This window comes from Mycobacterium lehmannii (assembly GCF_001499925.1).
In the GTDB taxonomy this organism is placed as follows: Bacteria; Actinomycetota; Actinomycetes; order Mycobacteriales; family Mycobacteriaceae; genus Mycobacterium; species Mycobacterium lehmannii.
Window position 1 is genome coordinate 89,926 of record NZ_LQIR01000034.1, and the last position, 19,297, is coordinate 109,222.

General features: G+C 67.1%; 18 protein-coding genes. 8 read left to right on the top strand and 10 right to left on the bottom strand.

The genetic code is table 11. The annotated features are described in order from the left end of the window. Window positions 1-25: 25 nt before the first annotated feature. The 3 genes from AU192_RS17355 (at window position 26) to AU192_RS17365 (ending at window position 3,012) form a co-directional block, all read left to right on the top strand. Window positions 26-1,054: an LLM class F420-dependent oxidoreductase gene (locus tag AU192_RS17355; RefSeq protein ID WP_064398362.1), complete on the top strand. Its 1,029-nt coding sequence runs from the start codon at window positions 26-28 to the stop codon at window positions 1,052-1,054. Between the two features lie 36 nt (window positions 1,055-1,090). Further along, window positions 1,091-2,314, top strand: coding sequence for a cytochrome P450 (locus tag AU192_RS17360; protein WP_064398363.1), 1,224 nt, complete (start codon window positions 1,091-1,093; stop codon window positions 2,312-2,314). A 116-nt stretch (window positions 2,315-2,430) separates the two neighbouring features. Continuing rightward, the gene (locus tag AU192_RS17365; RefSeq protein WP_064398366.1) at window positions 2,431-3,012 is read left to right on the top strand and encodes a carboxymuconolactone decarboxylase family protein; all 582 of its coding nucleotides are present in this window, start codon (window positions 2,431-2,433) and stop codon (window positions 3,010-3,012) included. A gap of 21 nt (window positions 3,013-3,033) precedes the next feature. On the opposite strand, the gene AU192_RS25155 is transcribed toward AU192_RS17365, so the two are convergent. From AU192_RS25155 to AU192_RS17380, 4 genes are all read right to left on the bottom strand, one after another. Further along, window positions 3,034-3,237, bottom strand: coding sequence for a YbdD/YjiX family protein (locus AU192_RS25155; protein WP_082693702.1), 204 nt, complete (start codon window positions 3,235-3,237; stop codon window positions 3,034-3,036). Continuing rightward, complete coding sequence (locus AU192_RS17370; protein ID WP_064398367.1) at window positions 3,180-5,474, bottom strand: carbon starvation CstA family protein; 2,295 nt, start codon at window positions 5,472-5,474, stop codon at window positions 3,180-3,182. The genes AU192_RS25155 and AU192_RS17370 overlap by 58 nt, the downstream gene beginning before the upstream one ends. Before the next feature lie 50 nt (window positions 5,475-5,524). After that, entirely contained in the window at window positions 5,525-7,099 is a 1,575-nt protein-coding gene (locus tag AU192_RS17375; RefSeq protein ID WP_064398369.1) for an ATP-dependent DNA ligase, read from the bottom strand. A 149-nt stretch (window positions 7,100-7,248) separates the two neighbouring features. Beyond that, window positions 7,249-8,790 (bottom strand): molybdopterin-dependent oxidoreductase, encoded by a 1,542-nt coding sequence (locus tag AU192_RS17380; protein WP_064398371.1) that lies wholly within the window; start codon window positions 8,788-8,790, stop codon window positions 7,249-7,251. Between the two features lie 103 nt (window positions 8,791-8,893). On the opposite strand from AU192_RS17380, the gene AU192_RS17385 reads away from it, so the two are divergent. Both AU192_RS17385 and AU192_RS17390 read left to right on the top strand, forming a co-directional pair. Continuing rightward, window positions 8,894-9,661: an SDR family NAD(P)-dependent oxidoreductase gene (locus AU192_RS17385; RefSeq protein WP_064398373.1), complete on the top strand. Its 768-nt coding sequence runs from the start codon at window positions 8,894-8,896 to the stop codon at window positions 9,659-9,661. A gap of 117 nt (window positions 9,662-9,778) precedes the next feature. Continuing rightward, window positions 9,779-10,843 (top strand): phosphotransferase family protein, encoded by a 1,065-nt coding sequence (locus AU192_RS17390; RefSeq protein WP_064398374.1) that lies wholly within the window; start codon window positions 9,779-9,781, stop codon window positions 10,841-10,843. Here AU192_RS17390 and AU192_RS17395 read toward each other — a convergent pair. Together AU192_RS17395 and AU192_RS17400 are read right to left on the bottom strand one after the other, a co-directional pair. Next, on the bottom strand, window positions 10,840-11,589 hold the full coding sequence (locus AU192_RS17395) for a sulfite exporter TauE/SafE family protein (protein ID WP_064398377.1): 750 nt from the start codon (window positions 11,587-11,589) through the stop codon (window positions 10,840-10,842). The genes AU192_RS17390 and AU192_RS17395 overlap by 4 nt on opposite strands. Window positions 11,590-11,666: 77 nt before the next feature. Then, window positions 11,667-12,332: a PAS and ANTAR domain-containing protein gene (locus AU192_RS17400; protein ID WP_064398379.1), complete on the bottom strand. Its 666-nt coding sequence runs from the start codon at window positions 12,330-12,332 to the stop codon at window positions 11,667-11,669. Between the two features lie 289 nt (window positions 12,333-12,621). Between AU192_RS17400 and AU192_RS17405 the strand changes: the two genes are divergently transcribed. After that, on the top strand, window positions 12,622-13,113 hold the full coding sequence (locus AU192_RS17405; protein ID WP_064398382.1) for a hypothetical protein: 492 nt from the start codon (window positions 12,622-12,624) through the stop codon (window positions 13,111-13,113). Window positions 13,114-13,205: 92 nt separating this feature from the next. Here AU192_RS17405 and AU192_RS17410 read toward each other — a convergent pair whose 3' ends face one another. Continuing rightward, complete coding sequence (locus AU192_RS17410) at window positions 13,206-14,690, bottom strand: cytochrome P450 (RefSeq protein WP_064398383.1); 1,485 nt, start codon at window positions 14,688-14,690, stop codon at window positions 13,206-13,208. Between the two features lie 118 nt (window positions 14,691-14,808). Between AU192_RS17410 and AU192_RS17415 the strand changes: the two genes are divergently transcribed. Beyond that, window positions 14,809-15,444, top strand: a complete 636-nt coding sequence (locus AU192_RS17415) for a TetR/AcrR family transcriptional regulator (RefSeq protein ID WP_064398386.1) — start codon at window positions 14,809-14,811, stop codon at window positions 15,442-15,444. Between the two features lie 26 nt (window positions 15,445-15,470). Continuing rightward, complete coding sequence (locus AU192_RS17420) at window positions 15,471-16,331, top strand: SDR family oxidoreductase (protein ID WP_064398389.1); 861 nt, start codon at window positions 15,471-15,473, stop codon at window positions 16,329-16,331. Here AU192_RS17420 and AU192_RS17425 read toward each other — a convergent pair. From AU192_RS17425 to AU192_RS17435, 3 genes are read right to left on the bottom strand one after another with little or no spacing between them, the layout of a single operon-like run. After that, complete coding sequence (locus tag AU192_RS17425) at window positions 16,328-17,518, bottom strand: AAA family ATPase (RefSeq protein ID WP_064398391.1); 1,191 nt, start codon at window positions 17,516-17,518, stop codon at window positions 16,328-16,330. The two genes, AU192_RS17420 and AU192_RS17425, sit on opposite strands and share 4 nt — an antisense overlap. Before the next feature lies 1 nt (window position 17,519). After that, window positions 17,520-18,590 carry a DNA polymerase IV gene (locus AU192_RS17430; RefSeq protein ID WP_064398822.1) on the bottom strand — a complete coding sequence of 357 codons (1,071 nt, stop codon included), beginning with the start codon at window positions 18,588-18,590 and terminating at the stop codon, window positions 17,520-17,522. 28 nt (window positions 18,591-18,618) lie between these two features. Further along, a complete protein-coding gene (locus AU192_RS17435) occupies window positions 18,619-19,227 on the bottom strand; it encodes a TetR/AcrR family transcriptional regulator (RefSeq protein WP_064398393.1) in 609 nt (202 codons plus the stop codon). Window positions 19,228-19,297: the final 70 nt, after the last annotated feature.

The window sequence follows — 19,297 nt, forward strand, 5'->3', positions numbered from 1 at the left end:
ATCGCTTACTGTAGCGTCTACGACCATGCTTAGCGGCGCCGGCCTGAAGGTCGACGGGGCGGTCTCCAGTCGGCTCGCCGACGTGGCCGAAACGGCGGGCACGCTGCAGCGGCGCGGGTATGACGGGTGCTGGACGGCCGAGGTCGCCCACGACCCGTTCCTGCCGCTGACGCTCGCCGCCGAGCACACCCAAACCCTCGATCTCGGCACCAGCATCGCGGTGGCGTTCGCCCGAAACCCCATGACCGTGGCCAACATCGGCTGGGATCTGCAGGACTATTCGCGGGGCCGGCTCATCGTGGGGCTGGGTTCGCAGATCCGGCCGCACATCGAGAAGCGGTTCAGCATGCCGTGGAGCCAGCCCGTGCGCCGCATGGGCGAATTCGTGCACGCGATGCGCGAAATCTGGACATGCTGGCGCGACGGTTCGCGGCTGCGGTTCGAGGGCGACTTCTACACGCACAAGCTGATGACGCCGATGTTCACTCCCGAACCGCATGACTACGGGTTCCCGAAGGTGTTCATCGCCGCGGTGGGTGAGGCGATGACCGAGATGGCCGGCGAGGTCGCCGACGGCGTTCTGGCCCACGCGTTCACGACCAAACGCTACTTTCAAGAGGTCACCATCCCGGCGCTCGAACGCGGTATGGCCCGATCGGGCAGGCGGCGCAGCGACTTTCAGGTGTCGTGTCCCATTTTCGTAGTGACCGGCGCCGACGAGCGCCAGGTCACCGACGCCGCCGTCGCCACCCGCAAGCAGATCGCCTTCTACGGGTCGACCCCGGCCTATCGCAAAGTGCTTGCGCTGCACGGGTGGTCCGATCTGCACGACGAACTGCACCGGCTCAGCCTCGCCGGCGAGTGGGACGCGATGGGCACGCTGATCGACGACCAGATTCTGGAGGCATTCGCGGTGGTCGCCCCGATCGACAAGTTGGCGGCCAAGATCGCAGACCGGTGCGACGGCGTGATCGACCGGGTGATGATCGGATTTCCGCGCTCGATCGAGGAAACGACGATAGTTGCCGTGCTGGAGGAAGTGCGCGGCAGGTGACGGTTCGGCAGAGGAGTTCTTGTGAGCACACCGATTATGGACGAGGCGGCCAGGGTGTTTGCCACCCCGCAGGCCTACACCGATGAAACCAAACTGCATTCGGCGCTGACGCATCTGCGCGCCAACGCGCCCGTCTCGTGGGTCGACGTGCCGAACTACCGCCCGTTCTGGGCGATCACCAAGCACGCCGACATCATGGACATCGAGCGGGCCAACACGCTGTTCACCAATCATCCGCGGCCGGTATTGGTCACCGAGGAGGGCGACGAGCAGCAGGCGGCGATCGGCGTACGCACCCTGATCCACATGGACGATCCGCAGCATCGCGTGGTGCGTGCCATCGGGGCCGACTGGTTTCGGCCGAAGGCGATGCGCGCGTTGAAGATCCGCGTCGACGAACTCGCCAAGGTGTACGTCGACAAAATGTTGGACATCGGCACCGAGTGCGACTTCGTCCAACAGGTCGCGGTGAACTTCCCGCTCTACGTCATCATGTCGTTGCTGGGCATCCCGGAGTCGGACTTCCCGCTGATGCTCAAGCTCACCCAGGAGTTGTTCGGCAGTGACGACGACGAATTCAAGCGGAGTGCGGACCAGGCCGACCAGATGTCGGCGCTGGTCGAGATGTTCGAGTACTTCACCGCGTTGACCGCCTCGCGCCGCGAGAGCCCGACCGCTGACCTCGCATCAGCGATCGCCAACGCGACCATCAACGGCGAACCGCTGTCGGACATCGACACGATCTCCTACTACGCGATCATCGCCGCAGCGGGGCACGACACCACGAGCGCGACCATCTCCGGCGGGATGCTGGCGCTCATCGAGAGTCCCGAACAACGCCACAAGCTGAGCCGCGACCTCGTCAAGATGCCGCTGGCGGTCGAGGAGATGATCCGCTGGGTGACGCCGGTAAAGGCCTTCATGCGGACGGCCGCCGAGGACACCACCGTGCGGGGCGTTCCGATCGCGGCAGGCGAATCGGTTCTGCTGTCCTATGTCTCAGGCAACCGTGACGAGGACGTGTTCGACGATCCCTTCCGCTTCGACATCGCCCGCGACCCGAACAAGCACGTCGCCTTCGGGTACGGCGTGCACTTCTGCCTGGGGGCGGCGTTGGCACGCATGGAGGTCAACAGCTTCTTCAGCGAGCTGCTGCCCCGCCTGAAGGGTGTCGAGTTGGCGGGCCGCCCCGAGTATGTGGCGACGACCTTCGTCGGCGGGCTCAAACACCTGCCGATCCGGTATTCACTGACGGCCTGAGCGGAAGCCCGGATACTCGCCGAATCGGTTGTTGTCCCGCGCTTGGTTTGACCCACGGTTGCGACCGCGCGAGATATCGTGGCCCCACCCGAGAACCGCTGCGATGTGAGGTGGCCATGTCCCGAGTTGTGCCGTCGACGGCCTTTGCTGCGATTCCGACCGACGATCTGGGCCAAGGTGATCGGATCAACCTCGGCGTGGCCTCGATACTCGGCCATCGGCCCGACGTCGCTGCCGCGCTGGGCTCGCTTCGGGCCGCGCTGCAGTCCAGCGGCACCTTGTCGCCGAGGCTCGTCGAGCTCGTGCGACTGCGCATCGCGTTCCACAACCAGTGCCGCAGTTGCATGTCGGTGCGCTACCAGAGTGCGGTCGATGCCGGGCTCACCGAGGAAGCGGTCTGTTCACTGGAACGTCCCGAGGAGGCCGACGACCTGTCAGACGCCGAGCGCAGCGCGCTGCGGTTCGCCGACTTGTTCGCCACCGACCACCTCGCGATCGACGATGCCGTGTACGACGACCTTCGGCGCCACTTCACCGAAGAGGAACTCGTCGAACTCGGCGTGCATTGTGCGTACGCGGTAGGCATGGGCCGATTGGCCGCGACGTGGGCCGTCACCGACGACGTCCCCAGCGCGTTCCGGAGCGCCAAAACGACTGCGGCACCCTGGATTTCCGAGGGGGTCGTCGCCTCGGGCTAGCCGGCGAGGCCGACGGCCGGGTTAACAGCAGCGCGCACCCGGATTGGCCTCGGCTGCGGCGTGCCGCATCCGCCAGTAGTCCCGTTCGGAGAGCACCGGTTCACCCGGATGGGTCCGCAACCGGTGCTCGACATACCGCCGGTAGTGGGTGTCGCCCATCAGGTCGCCTACGAAGGTGCGCCAGTACGAGCCGATTTTGCGTGCGCTTTTGGTAACGCGTCCCACTGCTTGGCCACCTCCTTCTCCGGCTTGGTCATGAGCAGGTCCGAGGGCGCGAAGATCCGGGACGGCACCGGTTCGTCCTCGGTCGTCGGCGGTGCGGTGCCGCGAAGCGTCCGGATCACCATGATCACCCCGGTGATGAACACGATCAGCACGAGCAGCGCGAACACGATCGACAGTGTGCCCTGGATGAACGTGTTGCGGATGACCGCGTCGAGCTCGCCGGCGTCCTTGGCCGCGCCGAATGCCGTCTCACCGGCGTCCTTCGCGTTGCGGTACTGGAAATGCTGAGTCCAGTAGCCGACCTTCGGATCGCCGGAGAAGATCTTCTGCCACGACGCCGTCATCGTCACGATCAGATCCCACAGCAACGGGATCGCCGGTATCCAAGCCCATTTCAGTAGGCCCTTCTTCACCACCACCACGGTCACGACCGTCAAGGCGATCGCGGCCAGCAACTGGTTGGCGATACCGAACAGCGGGAACAGCGTGTTGATGCCGCCGAGCGGGTCGGTGACGCCCATCAGCAGGATGCTGCCCCAGCCCGCCACCACGAGCAGACTGCAGACCCACGCTCCCACACGCCAACTCGGGTCCTTCAGCTTGCGCAGCGGACCTCCGAGGTTGCTCAGACCGTCGGAGAGCATGAACCGCGCGACCCGGGTGCCCGCGTCCACGGTGGTGAGGATGAACAGCGCTTCGAACATGATCGCGAAGTGATACCAGAACGCCTTGAGGGCGTCACCGCCGAACACTTTGCTCAGCACCTCGGACATGCCGAACGCCAGTGTGGGAGCACCGCCGGTCCTCGACACGATGGACTCTTCACCGACGCTCTCGGCGGCTTGAGTGATCTGCTCGGCGGTGATCGGCGGACTGTCGATCGGCAGGCTGTTGACGTAGGCCGCGGCGGTCTCGGCGGTGGAACCGGTCGAGGCCGCGGGCGCGTTGATCGCGAAGTACAGGTGCTGATTGAGGATGGCCGCGGTGATCAACGCCATGATCGCGACGAACGACTCGGTGATCATGCCGCCGTAGCCGATCAGGCGCATCTGGCCTTCTTTTTCGAGCAGTTTCGGGGTGGTGCCCGACGAGATCAGCGCATGAAAGCCCGACAGCGCACCACACGCGATCGTGATGAACAAGAAGGGGAACAGCGATCCCGCGAACACCGGACCGGTGCCCTCAGCCGCGAACGCCGAGATCGCCGGGGCCTCCATGATTGGGCGGGCGAGCACGATGCCGACTGCAAGCAGGGCGATGGTGCCGACCTTCATGAAGGTCGACAGGTAGTCGCGCGGCGCGAGCAGGAACCACACCGGCAGCACCGACGCGGCGAATCCGTAGATGATGAGGGCCCACGACAGGCTCACCTTCGACAGCGTGAACCATTCCGTGCCCCAGGCGGTTTCGGCGACCCACCCGCCGGAGGCGACCGCGAGCAGCAGCAGCGCAACGCCGATGAGCGACACCTCCGACACCCGGCCCGGCCGCAGGAACCTCAGGTACAGGCCCATGAAGATCGCGATCGGGATCGTCATGGCGATCGAGAAGACGCCCCACGGGCTCTCGGCGAGCGCACCCACGACCACCAGGGCCAGCACCGCCAGCAGGATCACCATGATGACGAGCACGCCGACGATGGCGGCCACACCGCCGATCGTCCCGAGTTCGTCACGGGCCATCTGTCCCAGCGAGCGGCCCCGCCGGCGCGTCGAGATCGCCAACACGAGATAGTCCTGGACGCAGCCCGCGACGACCGCGCCGATGATGATCCAGATGGTTCCCGGCAGGTAACCCATCTGCATAGCCAGGACGGGTCCGACGAGCGGGCCCGCGCCGGCGATCGCGGCGAAGTGGTGTCCGAACAACACCCGCCGGTCGGTGGGCATGTAGTCCGTGCCGTTCTCGAAAAGCTCGGCGGGAGTGGCATGGTCGTCGCGCGGACGCACGATCTTCATCTCGATGAGCCGGGCGTAGAACCGGAAGCCGATCACGTAGGTGCAGATCGCGGCGATGACGAACCACACGGCGTTGACGGTCTCCCCGCGGAAGAACGCGATCACCGCCCACGCGACCGCGCCGAGCAGGGCGATGACGCCGAAGATGATCCGGTGCCGAACCGTAATCGGTGACCGGTCGATGATCGCGACCGGCGGCAGGTCCTTGACGGTGCGGATATAGGTGACGTCGCCTTGGGTTTCCTCTGTGCGCTCTGCGGGAGCGGTCGGAGATGCCATGTGGCGATCCTTTCATCGGCGGCGCCGGCGACGTGTCAAAACCGCGGGCTTCAGCTTCCGCGCTGGTAGAACGCGCGCACCGTGTCGATGGTGTCGGCTTCGACGGGGCTCTTGTCGTCGCGGTAGCGCAGCACCCTGGCGAACCGCAATGCCATCCCGCCGGGGTAGCGCGTCGACGTCTGCACGCCGTCGAACGCGATCTCGACGACCTGCTCGGGTCTGACCCGCACCACACGGCCGGCCGAGCCGGCCATCGAGCCGGAGCCATCGGTCGGCCCGTCGGCCAACTCGAGGAACCGGGTGGTCTGCCATTCGAGCATGGCGTCGGTCATACCCTTGAAAGTCTTTCCGAGCATGACGAATTCGCCCGTCTGCGGATCCCGCGCGCCGAGATGGATGTTGGACAATTTACCGGTGCGACGGCCCGAACCCCACTCGACCGCGAGCACCACCAGGTCGAGGGTGTGCACGGGTTTGACCTTGAGCCAGCCGGCCCCGCGTCGGCCCGCCTCGTACGGCGCGGTCAACGACTTGGCCATCACGCCCTCGTGGCCGGCGGCCAGCGTCACCTCCAGGAACTCGCGCGCCTGTTCGACGTCGTCGGTGACGAGGCGGTCGACGCGGTGCAGCTTCGGGACGAGCGCGTCGAGCACCTCGATGCGCTCGGAGGCCGTTTTGTCGAGCAGGTCGACGCCGTCGACGTGCAGCAGGTCGAACACGAAGACCGACAGCGGCTGGGCCGCCGCGGCGGCGGCGATGTCGGCGGAGCGACCGAACCGCGATGCCGTCACCTGGAAGCGGTGCGGGCGTCCGTCGGGTTTGAGTGCGATCGCCTCGGCATCGGCGATCACGGTCGTGACCGGCAACGCCAGCGCGGCGTCTACGACCTCCGGGAGGCGCGCCGTCACGTCGTCGAGGCTTCGGGTGTATATCGACACCTCATCGCCTCGCCGATGCACCTGTACCCGGGCGCCGTCCAGCTTCGCTTCGAAAACTGCTGTGCCGCCGAGACGTTCGAGTGCCTCGGCCACGCCGGCTGCCGTCTGCGCCAGCATCGGGCCCACCGGACGGCCGACCGTCAGCGTGAACCGCTCTAGCGCGGCTTCACCGATGGTCAGGGCGGCGGCCGCGACGGCGGGCAGGTCGCCGCCAAGCATCGCGGCACGGCGCACCGCGGCGGCCGGGAGGCCGGCGGCCTTGGCGACTGCATCGGCCATCACGCCGACGAGTGCGCCCTGGCGCAGCTCGCCGCCCAGCAGCCGACGCAGGAACGTCTGCTCCTCTGCGGTCGCGGCGCCGAACAGTCCGGTGAGCAGCCCGGCGCGCCGTGCCTGCGAGCCCTTGCCCGCGACCTGCCCGATCTCGGTGAACCGCGCGTGGACATCGGACACCGTCAACGATGCGAGCTCCGCCGGGGGCGGAAGCGAGCGCAGCGAGGCCCACCCGACACCGATCTGCCGTTGCGGCAGCTCACCGGAGAGCCACGACACCACGACCGCGACCTGGTCGGCGTCGTCCTCGTCGCCGGCGCGGCCCAGCAGGTCGGCGATTCTGGCCGTCTTGGCCAGCCGCGACGAGGACGCACCGACCTCGGCGGACGCCGTGGCGACGTCGAGTAACTGCACGGGTTCAGCCTGTCACGCCGATCCGACATTGTTGAGCCGCGAGAGGCCATCCGTCGGGCGCGTGGGCCCACACGCCAGTAGGGGACGACCGCAATTGCACGCCTATTAGCGGCGTGTCGAGGGACTGAACGGTCGCTCGCAGCAGAGAACTAGGTGACTTCGAAGTCGACGCTGTGCCAGCCGGTGGCGCCGTCGGGGATCGGTTGGGCGATGGCGGCGGTCTGTGTCGCGCCGGTGTTGTCGGTGGCCCGCACCGTGATGGTGTGCGGTCCGGGCTGAGCGGCCTGCCACGGGAAACTCCACAGCCGCCAGGTCTCGTTGGAGTAGGCGGCGCCGAGTTCGGCCGGTTGCCAATCGCCCTGTCCGGCGGGTCCGTCGACGCGCACCTCGACGTTGCGCACCCCGCGGTTCTGCGCCCACGCCACGCCACCGAATGTCACCGCCCCGCGGGGCACGTCTTGACCACTGCGCGGCACGTCGATCCGCGACTCGGTCTTGATCGGCCCGCGCGGTGACCACCCCAGACGGGTCCAGTAGGCCTGGGCGCGGTCGAACCGCGTCACCTCGAGGTCGACCACCCACTTCGTCGCCGAGACATACCCGTACAACCCGGGAACCACCAGGCGGGCGGGATAGCCGTGCTCGGTCGGCAGCGGTTCGCCGTTCATGCCGACCGCCAGCAGCGAGCCTCGGTCGTCGGTGAGCGCCTCGACCGGAGTGCCTGCGGTGAACCCGTCGATCGACATCGACAGCACCATGTCCGCGTCACGGTGAATCCCGGCTTCGGCCAACAGGTCTGACACGCGGTATCCCGTCCACGTGGCGTTGCCGATCAGGTCACCGCCGACCGGGTTCGATACACACGTGAGCGTCACCACTTTCTCGACCACGTCGAATCGGTCGAGATCGTCGAAGCGCAAAGTGATTTCGCGATCGACCATGCCGTGGATCCGCAGCTGCCAGCTCTCGCGACTCAACTGCGGCACGCTCAGCGCGGTGTCGATCCGGTAGAAGTCAGCGTTGTTGGTGACGAATGACGGCAGCCCAACACCTTTCGGCTGCACCGTCGCGGGGATCGGGGGAGCGGCGACGTCGACCGGCGGCAGCGCGAATGCCGTGCGGTCACCGGAGACCGAGGTCGTGAGGCGCGACAGCACAACGCCACCCACTCCGGTCAGCGCGCCCGCCCCGAGGAAGCCCAGCGTGAGCAACGACAGCCGTCGGCCGGGATCGGGTCCCTCGTCGGTGGCGGCCTGCCCGTCGTCGGTGAACCGCCCCGACGTCAGCAGTCGCAGCACCGCGACGCCGCACGCGGCGCCGACCACCGTGGGCAGGGTGTCCAACAGCGTCGCCCCCGCGCGCGAGAGCACCGCTGCGCACCCGGCGACGCCGGCTGCGACGATCGCGACGCTGCCGATCGGGAAGCGCCGGGTCTCCAGCGCCGCGGTGGCGGCGGCCACGACGGCGATCACCGCGAGCACGAGCATCGACAGGACGAGTTTGTCGGCCATCCCGAAGGTCTGGATCGCCCACTCTTTGACCGGGGCGGGCGTCAGGTCGATCACCGCCGACCCGACGGCGGTACGCGAGTCGGCCCGCGGCCCGACGAAGACCGCCAGCAATTGGGTCACGCCCAGCGCGACGGCGGCCGCTGCGATGCCGCCCATCGCCTTGGTGCTGCGCGACGTCATGCCGCTCAAAGTACTCACGTTGGCGACCCGACGGGCTTACCGAATGGTGACGTCAGCTAGGTTGCTTTACGAATCGAGCTCTTTTTGGAAAGGGGAGACCCAGGTGGAGATTTCTGGCAAGAAGGCCATCGTCGTCGGCGGAGCGTCCGGCTTCGGCAAGGCGACGGCCGAGTTGCTGGCTCAACGCGGCGCGGACGTGGCGATTCTGGACCGCCCGCAGTCGAAGGGCAAGGAAGTTGCCGACGCGATCGGCGCCTCCTTCTTCGAGGTGGACGTCACCGACTTCGAGGGCACCGAGAAGGTGCTGCAGCAGGCGATCGACAAGCTCGGCGCGCTGCACATCATCGTGACGACGGCCGGCGGCGGCGCCGCCGAGCGCACGGTCAAGAAGGACGGTCCGCACAGCCTCGACACGTTCCGTAAGTGCGTGGACCTCAACCTCATCGGCACGTTCAACATCAGCAGGCTGGCCGGCTGGCAGATGAGCCAGCAGGACCTCGTCGACGACGAGCAGGAAGAGCGCGGCGTCATCATCAACACCGCCTCGATCGCGGCGTTCGAGGGCCAGATCGGGCAGGTCGCCTACACCGCGTCCAAGGCCGCAATCGCCGGGATGTGCCTGACGATGGCCCGCGACATGGGCAGCCTGGGCATCCGGGCGCTGGCAATCGCGCCGAGTCTGTTCGCCACGGGGCTGACCGAGGGCATTCCCGACGAGTTCGCCAAGGCACTGACCAAGGACGCGGCGTTCCCGAAGCGGCTCGGCAAGCCCGAGGAGTACGCCAAGCTGGTGGCCGCGATCGTCGAGAACCCGATGCTCAACGGCCAGTGCCTGCGCCTGGATGCGGGCCAGCGCTTCGCCCCCAAGTAGAAGCGGGATTTCGGTGTAGTTGGTTGCGCTCACCGCCACCAACTACACCGAAATCGCCGATAGGGTGAGCGGCCGACTCCCGTGCGGCTTCCGCGACCGACCTGACACGATGGCTGCATGCCCGACGACGCGCATCAACTTCCGACACTGAGCCACGACGACCAGGCCGCGCTGCAGCAGTGGGTGCGCGCGCAGGGTCTGGGGACGACGGTCAGCGACGTCGAGCCACTGACCGGCGGTACGCAGAACATCGTGGTGCGCTTGCTGATCGACGACCGGCCCATGGTGCTTCGTCGACCGCCGGCACATCCGCGGCCGACGAGCGACAAGACGATGCTGCGCGAGGTCGCGGCGTTGCGGACGCTGGCGGGGACACCGGTGCCGCATCCCGGATTCGTCGCCGGCTGTGAGGATCTCAGCGTCCTCGGCGTGGTCTTCTACCTGATGGAAGTGGTCGACGGCTTCAACCCCGGCGATGACATGTCCGAGGCCTACGTGCGCGATCCGGCTATGCGCCATCAAGTGGGGCTGTCGTACGCGGCGAGCCTGGCCGCGCTCGGGCAGGTCGAGTGGGAGGGCAGTCCGCTCGCCGAGCTCAAACGGCCGGGATCCTTTCTGGAGCGCCAGGTTCCGCAGTTCCTCCGCTTGCTCGAGAGCTACCGCCACGACCGATACGACCCCGAGTCGCTGGCCGTGACCGAACTCGCCGAGTGGCTGGCGTCGAACCTGCCGCCGGAGGGTCGGCCGGGTGTCCTGCACGGTGACCCGCACCTGAGCAATGTGCTGCTGCGTCGCGACAGGCCAGAGGTGGCGGCGTTCGTCGACTGGGAGATGTGCACGATCGGCGATCCGCTGCTCGATCTGGGCTGGATGCTGATCTGCTGGCCGTTGGAGACCAACACGATCACCGCGGGCGCAGAGCTCGCCGCGCTCGGCGGACTGGCCACCCGTCGCGAACTCCTCGACGCCTACCTCGAAGCCGGCGGCCGCGAAACATCAAGCCTCGATTGGTATGTCGCGATGGCGTGCTTCAAGCTGGGGATCGTCATCGAGGGCACCTGGTCGCGGTTCCTGATCGGTCAGGCGAGCCGGGACGCGGGGGAGCGGTTGCATGCCAACGCCCAGAACCTCATCGACCTCGGCAAGCGGGTGATCAAGGGCGCCAGCCCCTTCGAGCTCTAGGCGTAGGTGTCGATCGCCAGCTGGACGGCCAGCGCCACGCCGGCCGCGCCGATCATCACACGCAACGGCCCGGCGGGTGCGTGCCGCACGACGACCGGCCCGAGCCGGGAGCCGATCAGACAGCCCAGGCCCAGCACCAACATCGCACCCCACTGCACCGGCGCCAGCATCGCGAACACCACGGCCGCCACGAGGTTCGCCACACCCAGGATCACGTTCTTGCCCGCGTTGGCCTCCGCAAGCGACGCGTGGCCGGTGCGCAAGAGGAGCGCCAGCAGCAGCACACCCGCGGCCGCACCGAAATAGCCGCCGTAGATACAGATCAGGAACACCGCGCTCGCCTCGATGACCACCGCTGCACGGCGACGCCCCGTGCTCGGCTCGTCACCGGGAGCCCGGCGGGGCAGCAGGATCGCGACCGAGGCGACAGCGAGCAGAATCGGCACCGATCTCTCGAAGCCCTCGGCGGGCGTGGTGAGCAGCAGTGCGGCGCCGGCCACACCACCGAACACCGCGATCGGTGCGGTGCGCAGGATCCACCTGCCCTGCCCCTTGAGTTCTGGACGCGACCCGAGCACCGAGCCGATGCCGTTGAACACCAGCGCCACGGTGTTCGTCACATTGGCGGTGACCGGGGGCAACCCGAAGAGCAGCAGCGCGGGATAGGTGGCCACCGAAGCCAACCCGGCGATGCTGCCGGTGAGCCCGCCGAGAACGCCGGCGGCGAACAGCAGGGCCCACGTCATCGAAGGTCACGCTACGGCCAGCACGTGGCGTCCGAAGATTCAAGGCGCTGTGATCTGCCTCGCTCGGCCGCCGTCAGTCAGCAGGCGTTGCTGCGCTCGCCGCCCTGGCCGCGGATCCGCCGGTGCGAGGTGAGCAGCAGGTGGTCGGCTCGCTGTCGGACCCCGTCGGGCACTTTCAGCTCACCGGTGAAGTCGTCGACGATCTGGGAGGCCAGAGTGCGCAGTTTGGTGTTCGTCTCCTGTGACCGCCACACGAGGATGTCGAAGGCCCGCTCGGCGGTGATGCCATACGTCATCATCACCACACCTTTGGCCTGTTCGATGACCGCCCGGTGCTCGGTGAAGTCGGCGATGGCGGCATCGACCGTTCCCGTCTCGTCGACGTTGCTCAGATCCACGTACAGCCCCTGGGTACCGACGACCTCGTTGTTGACGTCGCGCATGCGTTCCCCGATGACGAGCACGGGATGAACCTGGCCTTGCGTGTCGATGATGCGGTGACGGCTGCTGAAGGGTCGGCCCAAGCCGGTCACCGTCTCGATCAGCAACGCGACGCTGGCCGCATCGTCGGGGTGCTTGTGCGACAGCACCAGCGAGGTGCTGGGCGCGACCGTGCCGGGCGGATAGCCGTGCATCCGGGCGACAGCGTCGGACCACTCCCAGCGGTCTTCGGCGCGGAAGTAGCGAAATGAGCCCACGCGTTCGCCGGCGGACGCCTGCGTGTTGCCCCCCGCCGTCGTCATGCGGTTGCCTGCACCTTCGTTTCGCACTCGTCCCCCAGCTCATCGCGACACCAGAAGCAAGATCACACTTTTTCAAAGCGCCCGGCAGAAAGACAGTCGGAAGGCGAAGGACCCACGGTCAGTTTGCGAACGGTTTTTTCTTTGCGGCCCGGTCGGTGGTTGTCTACGATCGAACGCGTGCCGAGGCGACTCGTAGTAGCAACCCGCAGCGGGGTCTGATCTGACCGACCCCTCGCTGTGGGTCGTCGCTACGTAGTCGGTCACTTCTCTTGGAAGAAAAGACCGGCACATGACCTCGTTTGCAACACAATCCGCTACCAGCGCACCGTCGGCGTTCGCGGCCTGTCTCGACGCCCCGCCGCCCCGCGGTCTGCGCGAGGAGGCCGACGCGATGTCTTTCGACACCTTTCTCGCCGAGTACGCGCCCACGTCGGGACCGGTGAGGCTGGGCAACTGGAGCTGCGCCGACGGCAGTCGCCCCGCTCACCGGCTGGGCCCGCGCAATTATCAGGCGACGCTGGCCATCGGGGACCGCATCTGCACGACGACAGCGGCCGCGCCCGGTCCCGTCGCCGCACTGACCTCGATGCTCTACGACCGCGGGATCTCGGTGGAGATGACCGCCTTTCACCAGGTGCGCGCCGGTGAGCGCACCGCCACCTTCATCCGCGGCTCCGACGGGCTGAATTCGGAGTGGGCGATGGGGCTATCCGAGGACGCCACGCAGTCGGCGTTGAGCGCCGTCATCGCGTGTGCCAATCGCCTGCTGGTGGCGTCCTGATTGACCCGCCGCCTGAGCGCCGCGAAATTGCATTCCGGCAGGCCGTCACTCGAACAATCGCTGCTGGAATGCCATTTCGCGGCAACGACGGGTCAGTGCAGCGGACGCAGCACGATGTGCATGCCGTCCTTGGGCACCGGCATGCCGCCGTAATCCCACTCGGTCGTGTAGTCCGGGCGGGGCAGTTCGAGCCGGTACTTGCGCAGCAGCCGGTGCAGGATTGTCTTGACCTCTAGCTGGCCGAACGTCATGCCGATGCACTTGTGCGCCCCGCCGCCGAAGGGGCTGAACGCGTAGCGGTGCTGCTTGTGCTCGTTGCGCGGCTCGGTGAACCGCAACGGGTCGAACTTCATCGGGTCGGGGTAGAACTCCTCGAGACGGTGGTTCATCCCCGGGTAGGCGATGACGTTGGTGCCCTTGGGCAGGTAGTAGCCGAGCAGCTCGGTGTCGCGCACGGTTTGACGCATGGCCCACTGCACCGGGGTGACCAGACGGATCGACTCGTTCATGACCAGATCCAGCGACTCGAGCTTTTCGAGGGACTCGATATCGGCCGGCCCGTCGCCGAGGCGGTCGGACTCCTCGCGGCAGCGTTCCTGCCACTCGGGGTGCTTGGCCAGGTGGTAGATCATCGTGGTCGCGGTGGAGGTCGAGGTGTCGTGCGCGGCCATCATCAGGAAGATCATGTGGTTGACGATGTCCTCGTCGGAGAACTTGTTGCCGTCCTCGTCCTCGGTGTGGCACAGCACCGTCAACAGATCCGAGCCGTCCTTGCCCCGGCGTTCCTTGACCCGCTCCTCGAAGTAGTCCTCGAGCAGCTTGCGGGCCTGCATGCCGCGCCACCAGGTGAACGGGCGCACGGGTTTGCGGATGATGGCGTTGCCGGCGCGGGTCGTGGTGGTGAACGCCTGGTTGACCTTGGTCACCAGTTCCTTGTCAGAGCCGGGCTCGTGGCCCATGAACACCATCGAGGCGATGTCGAGGGTCAACTCCTTCATCGCCGGGTACATCAGGAAACGCCCGTCGTTGACGACCCAGTCGTTGGCGATCACCTGCGAAACCACTTTGTCCACCTGCTCCTGGTAGCCGACCAGGCGGGTGCGTACGAACGCCTCCTGCATGATGCGCCGGTGGAACATGTGCTCCTCGAAGTCCAGGAGCATCAGGCCGCGATGGAAGAACGGCCCGATCACCGGAACCCAGCCCTGCTGGGAGAAATCCTTGTTTCGGTTGGAGTAGACGGCCTGAGCGGCGTCGGGGCCCAGCGCCGCGACGGCGGGCAGCGCAGGCGAGTCGGCGTAGTACAGCGGGCCGTACTTGCGGTAGACGTGCAGCAGATAGTCCGGTCCGCCACGGAACATCTCGATCATGTGTCCGAGGATCGGCAGACCGGCGTCGCCGATCACCGGCTTGAGATCGCTGCCCGGGGGCGGCTCGGCCATCGGCTTCTGTGGGAAATCCGTGTTGAGCAGCTTGCGCTCAACGATTCCCATGCCGGGGAAGTTGTTGAACGACGGGGTCAACCGGCGCTTGGCCTGGTCGAGCAGATAGTCCGTCGTGCTGATCGTCGCGGTCATTCACGAGCTCCTGATGCAAAGGAATGTGGCCGTTGTCACTCTCATCACCATCCTGGATGGCAGACTTGACGCATGTCAAGTTTTGTTCTGGCGCGGCGCGGTGCAAAGGTCTAGGGCGATGAGCGCCCAACCAGCATCGCAAACGCGTCGCAGCCGCGGTGACCGGCAGCGTGACGCGATCCTCAGCGCCGTGCGCGACCTGGTTCAGGAACAGCCGTTCGCGGATCTGTCGGTCAGCGCCATCAGCGAACACGCCGGCGTCGCCCGCTCCGGGTTCTACTTCTACTTCGACTCCAAGTACGCGGTGCTCGCCGAGATCCTGGCCGGCGCCGGCGAGATGCTCGACAGCCTCACCCACCACTTCGCACCCCGCGAGCCGGGGGAGACGCCGGAGGCGTTCGCGAAACGGATGGTGGGCAGCGCGGCAGCGGTATACGCCAACGACGACCCGGTGCTGACCGCGTGTGCGGTGGCGCGCAACACCGACGCCAAGATCCGCGAGATGATGGACGACTTCTACGACGGCATCATCGACAAGCTGATCGCGCTGCTGGAGAACGACGCCGACGCGCGCCCGATCTCCGGTGACCTCCCCGCGCTCGTCCGGACACTGGCCGCGACCACGACGATGACGCTGACGCACGACAGTACGTTCGTCGGCCGCGGGATCGACCCCCGCCGGGCCGTGGACACCCTCGAGCGGCTGTGGGTGGCGGCGTTCTGGGGGCACATGCAGCCGTCCGGCCAGCGGTAAGGCCGAGGGTCAGTATCCTCACCGCCATGGCGCACACCGGGTATGCGAACAAGCGTTGTTTTTTGACCGGGGCCGCCAGCGGCATCGGCCGCGCGACCGCATTGAAGCTGGCCGCCGAGGGCGCCGAGCTCTATCTGACCGACCGCGACGCCGAAGGTCTGGAAAAGACCGTCGCCGACGCGCGCGCCCTGGGTGCCGAAGTGGCCGAGTACCGCGCTCTTGATATCTCCGACTACGACGCGGTGGTCGCGTTCGCCGACGACATTCATTCGCGTCACCCCGCGATGGACATCGTGATGAACATCGCGGGGGTATCGGCGTGGGGCACCGTCTCGACGCTGACGCACCAACACTGGAAGTCCATGGTCGACATCAACCTGATGGGACCGATCCACGTCATCGAGGCGTTCGTGCCGCGGATGGTCGCGGCAGGCACGGGCGGCCACATCGTCAACGTGTCCTCGGCGGCCGGGCTGGTCGCGCTGCCCTGGCATGCGGCCTACAGCGCGAGCAAGTTCGGGCTGCGCGGCATGTCCGAGGTACTGCGCTTCGATCTGGCCCGCCACCGCATCGGCGTGTCGGTGGTGGTTCCGGGGGCGGTGAAAACGCCTCTGGTGCAGACGGTTCAGATCGCCGGCGTCGACCGCGAAGACCCACGGGTCAAGAAGTGGACCGATCGCTTCAGCGGGCACGCGGTCTCGCCCGAGCGTGCCGCCGAGTGCATCCTCAAAGGCGTGCGGCGCAACCGGTTTCTGATCTACACCTCGGCCGACATCAGGGCGCTCTATCTGTTCAAGCGCACGTTGTGGTGGCCGTACAGCGTCGCGATGCGCGGGGCGAACGTGTTATTCACCAAGGCGCTGCGACCGTCGGCGCAACGGGGTTAGCGCTTACCCCAGTCCCATGGGGGCATGGTCAGCATGCCGAGGCCCTCGACCCGTGTCTCGCCTAGGTCCTTGTACAACGGGATCTCCACCGCGACCGCCGCCCTCTCGGGGTCCTTGCCGACGGGCACGGTGTCGAGGTGCTCCAGCAGGGCCTTGGAATGGGTGACGACGACGACCTGCGTGGTGTCAGCCGCAGCGCGGATCAACGACGCCAGCGGGCCCACCAGGTCGGGGTGCAAGGACGTCTCCGGTTCGTTGAGCACCATCAGCGACGGTGGTCGCGGGCTCAGCAGCGCAGCGGCCCATAGAAGGAATCGCAGTGTGCCATCGGACAATTCGGCAGCCCGCAGCGGTCGCAGCATACCCGGCTGATGCAGCTGCAGATCGAACAGCCCGTCGTGCCCGGATATGGTTACCGTCGCGCCGTCGAAGGCCTCGGCAATGGCCCGTTGGAGGTCGTCGTGGCCGGCCTCGATGACGGTCTGGATCGCGGCGGCCAGGTCGCTGCCGTCGTCGGAGAGCACGGGTGTGCGGGTCCCGACCGTGCGTTGCCGCGAGGGCGCCGCGGGGTCGACGCGAAAGCCGTCGTAGAACCGCCAGTTGCGCAACCGGTCCCGCACCGCGGCAAGCTCTGGATGCGCACCCGGATGGGCGTATTCGGAGAGCGCACTGCGGTAGGCCGGAAGTGCTTGCGTCACTTTGTCGAATCCGCGCCCGTTTTCGGCGCGCGCCTCGACGTAGTCACGAGTCCGGCGCACCAGGGTCGAACTGTTGCGCATGACGGGGCCCGCGAACACCGCCTCGCGCTTGATCTCCGGATCGAGTGAGAACAGCGATTCATGGCCCGCCATCTGAGGAAGACCGAGGTCGACGAGGTATCCGAAGTCATCTGTGGCGAAACCCAGTTCGAGTGACACCGGACCCGTGCGCGTCGTGCCTTGCACCTGTCCGGTGCGGCGCGCTCCGCCGAGTTCTTCGGGACCCGCCCACAGCACCGACTGCAGCCCACCCTCGCGGGCCAGCGATCCGATCACCTCACCGCGGCCGCAGTCGGCGAGCAGGCGCAACGCCCGATACAGCGACGACTTCCCCGTCCCGTTGGCGCCGGTGACGACGGTCAGCTGCGCGAGCGGCAGCACGATCTCGCGCAGCGAGCGGTATCCGCGGATGGCGACCGTGGTGAGCACCTCAGTACCCGCCTTCCGGCGGCGCCAGTTCGAGTCGCACGCCCAACAACCGGACAGGCCGGTCGAGTTCGAACTGGGCGAGTATGTCGAGCGCCGTTCGCGTGATCTGCGTTTCGTCCACTGTGGGTTCGGGGAGCTTGCGGATCTTGGTCCTGGTGTAGAAGGTCTTGGTTCGCACCGTCACCGCCACCCGGGTGACGACCCGATTGTGCTCGACGATCTCGTTCAGCGTCTGCCGCGCCAAATCGACGACCGCGGTGTTCATCTCGTCGCGCTCGGTCAAGTCGCGAGGGAAGGTGATGACGTGGCTGCGCGACCGCGGCACCCATGGTGCGGCGCTGACGACGGTGTCGCCGCCGCCCTTGGCCAGCAGCAGGATCCACAGCCCGGTGGTCGGGCCGAAAGCCTCAGTGAGCACCGTAGCGTCGGTGCCAGCGAGGTCGGCGACGGTGCTGATGCCCATCGTCGCAAGCTTTTTCGCCGTCTTCGGGCCGATTCCCCAGAGCGCGTCGACTTCACGGTCGCCCATCACGGCCATCCAGTTCTCGTCGGTGAGTTGGTACACCCCCGCCGACTCACCGGGCTCCCGTCTCGGCTTGCCGAAGCCGGTCGCGACCTTGGCGCGCTGCTTGTTGTCGCTGATCCCCACCGAGCACGACAGACCCGTTTCGGCGGCGATCACCTCGCGGATCCGCTCGGCGAACTCGAACGGGCTCTGCGAGTCATCCAGCTCGATGCCGACGTAGGCCTCGTCCCAACCCCACACCTCCACGGGATGGCCGAAGTCGCGCAGCAAGCCCATGACCTCCTCGGAGGCCTCGTCGTAGGCATCGGTGTCAAACGGAAGAAACGTCGCATCCGGGCACTTGCGGGCGGCGCTGCGCAACGGCATGCCCGCCCGCACGCCGTATGTCCTGGCCGGATACGACGCGCACGTGACGACCTTGCGGGGCTCGTCCGGGTCGCCGTTGCCGCCGACGATGATCGGCAGCCCGGCCAGTTGCGGCTTGCGGCGGATCTCGACGGCGGCCTGGAACTGGTCGAGATCGACATGCAGGACCCAGCGTCTCATCGGGGCCTTCTGCTCGTCGCGCACGCACTCATCGGCCGCACAGCTTGCGCGCCACCGACTCCCACGCGTCACCGAGCGACTCGATCGTCGCGCCGCGCTCCTGGAGCTGATGCTGCACATAGTCCGCGTCGAGCAATGCCACCAGCGCGGCGGCCTGTGCATCGAGGTCGCCGGTCGTGCCCGCGGACTCCAGCAAGACCCGAACGTGGCGATGGTGCAGCGTCGCGGGGGTGGTGAACCGCATTTGGGGGTCCCGGTTGGCGTCGGAGAGCAGCGCGTGATGCTTGTGTACGAACGTCAACCGATCCCGCCCGTAGGCCAGCAGCCGCTCCAGCGGCGGCGCGCCGGGACCCAGAGGCGGCGGACCGAACAGGAACGCTTCCTGGTGCGCCTTCTCGTCCTCATCGAGCAGCACGATCATCAACCCGGCGCGGCTGCCGAATCGGCGGAACAAGGTGCCCTTGCCGACGCCTGCCGCGGTGGCGATGTCGTCGGTGGTGACCGAGTCCGCACCCCGATCGGCGATGAGACGGCGCGCGGCGTCCAGAAGTAAGGTGCGGTTGCGCGCAGCGTCACCGCGTTCCTGGGGACTCTGGTCGGTGACCGGCAGCTCGTTGAGCGGACGAGGGGCGGCCATGTCAGCAGTTTAGTTCAGACGGAATTATTCGGACCGCAGTCCGGTTCTCTTGTGCGAATGTTTTCATCGG

Excerpts from the sequence above, each read along its gene's own strand:
- AU192_RS17415 (WP_064398386.1), top strand. The coding sequence starts at position 14,809 with ATGAGCGCCCAACCAGCATCGCAAACGCGTCGCAGCCGCGGTGACCGG.
- AU192_RS17360 (WP_064398363.1), top strand. The coding sequence starts at position 1,091 with ATGGACGAGGCGGCCAGGGTGTTTGCCACCCCGCAGGCCTACACCGAT.
- AU192_RS17410 (WP_064398383.1), bottom strand. The coding sequence starts at position 14,690 with ATGACCGCGACGATCAGCACGACGGACTATCTGCTCGACCAGGCCAAG.
- AU192_RS17390 (WP_064398374.1), top strand. The coding sequence starts at position 9,779 with ATGCCCGACGACGCGCATCAACTTCCGACACTGAGCCACGACGACCAG.
- AU192_RS17370 (WP_064398367.1), bottom strand. The coding sequence starts at position 5,474 with ATGGCATCTCCGACCGCTCCCGCAGAGCGCACAGAGGAAACCCAAGGC.
- AU192_RS17420 (WP_064398389.1), top strand. The coding sequence starts at position 15,471 with ATGGCGCACACCGGGTATGCGAACAAGCGTTGTTTTTTGACCGGGGCC.
- AU192_RS17380 (WP_064398371.1), bottom strand. The coding sequence starts at position 8,790 with ATGACGTCGCGCAGCACCAAGGCGATGGGCGGCATCGCAGCGGCCGCC.
- AU192_RS17395 (WP_064398377.1), bottom strand. The coding sequence starts at position 11,589 with ATGACGTGGGCCCTGCTGTTCGCCGCCGGCGTTCTCGGCGGGCTCACC.
- AU192_RS17365 (WP_064398366.1), top strand. The coding sequence starts at position 2,431 with ATGTCCCGAGTTGTGCCGTCGACGGCCTTTGCTGCGATTCCGACCGAC.
- AU192_RS17405 (WP_064398382.1), top strand. The coding sequence starts at position 12,622 with ATGACCTCGTTTGCAACACAATCCGCTACCAGCGCACCGTCGGCGTTC.
- AU192_RS17430 (WP_064398822.1), bottom strand. The coding sequence starts at position 18,590 with ATGAGACGCTGGGTCCTGCATGTCGATCTCGACCAGTTCCAGGCCGCC.
- AU192_RS17400 (WP_064398379.1), bottom strand. The coding sequence starts at position 12,332 with ATGACGACGGCGGGGGGCAACACGCAGGCGTCCGCCGGCGAACGCGTG.
- AU192_RS17355 (WP_064398362.1), top strand. The coding sequence starts at position 26 with ATGCTTAGCGGCGCCGGCCTGAAGGTCGACGGGGCGGTCTCCAGTCGG.
- AU192_RS17435 (WP_064398393.1), bottom strand. The coding sequence starts at position 19,227 with ATGGCCGCCCCTCGTCCGCTCAACGAGCTGCCGGTCACCGACCAGAGT.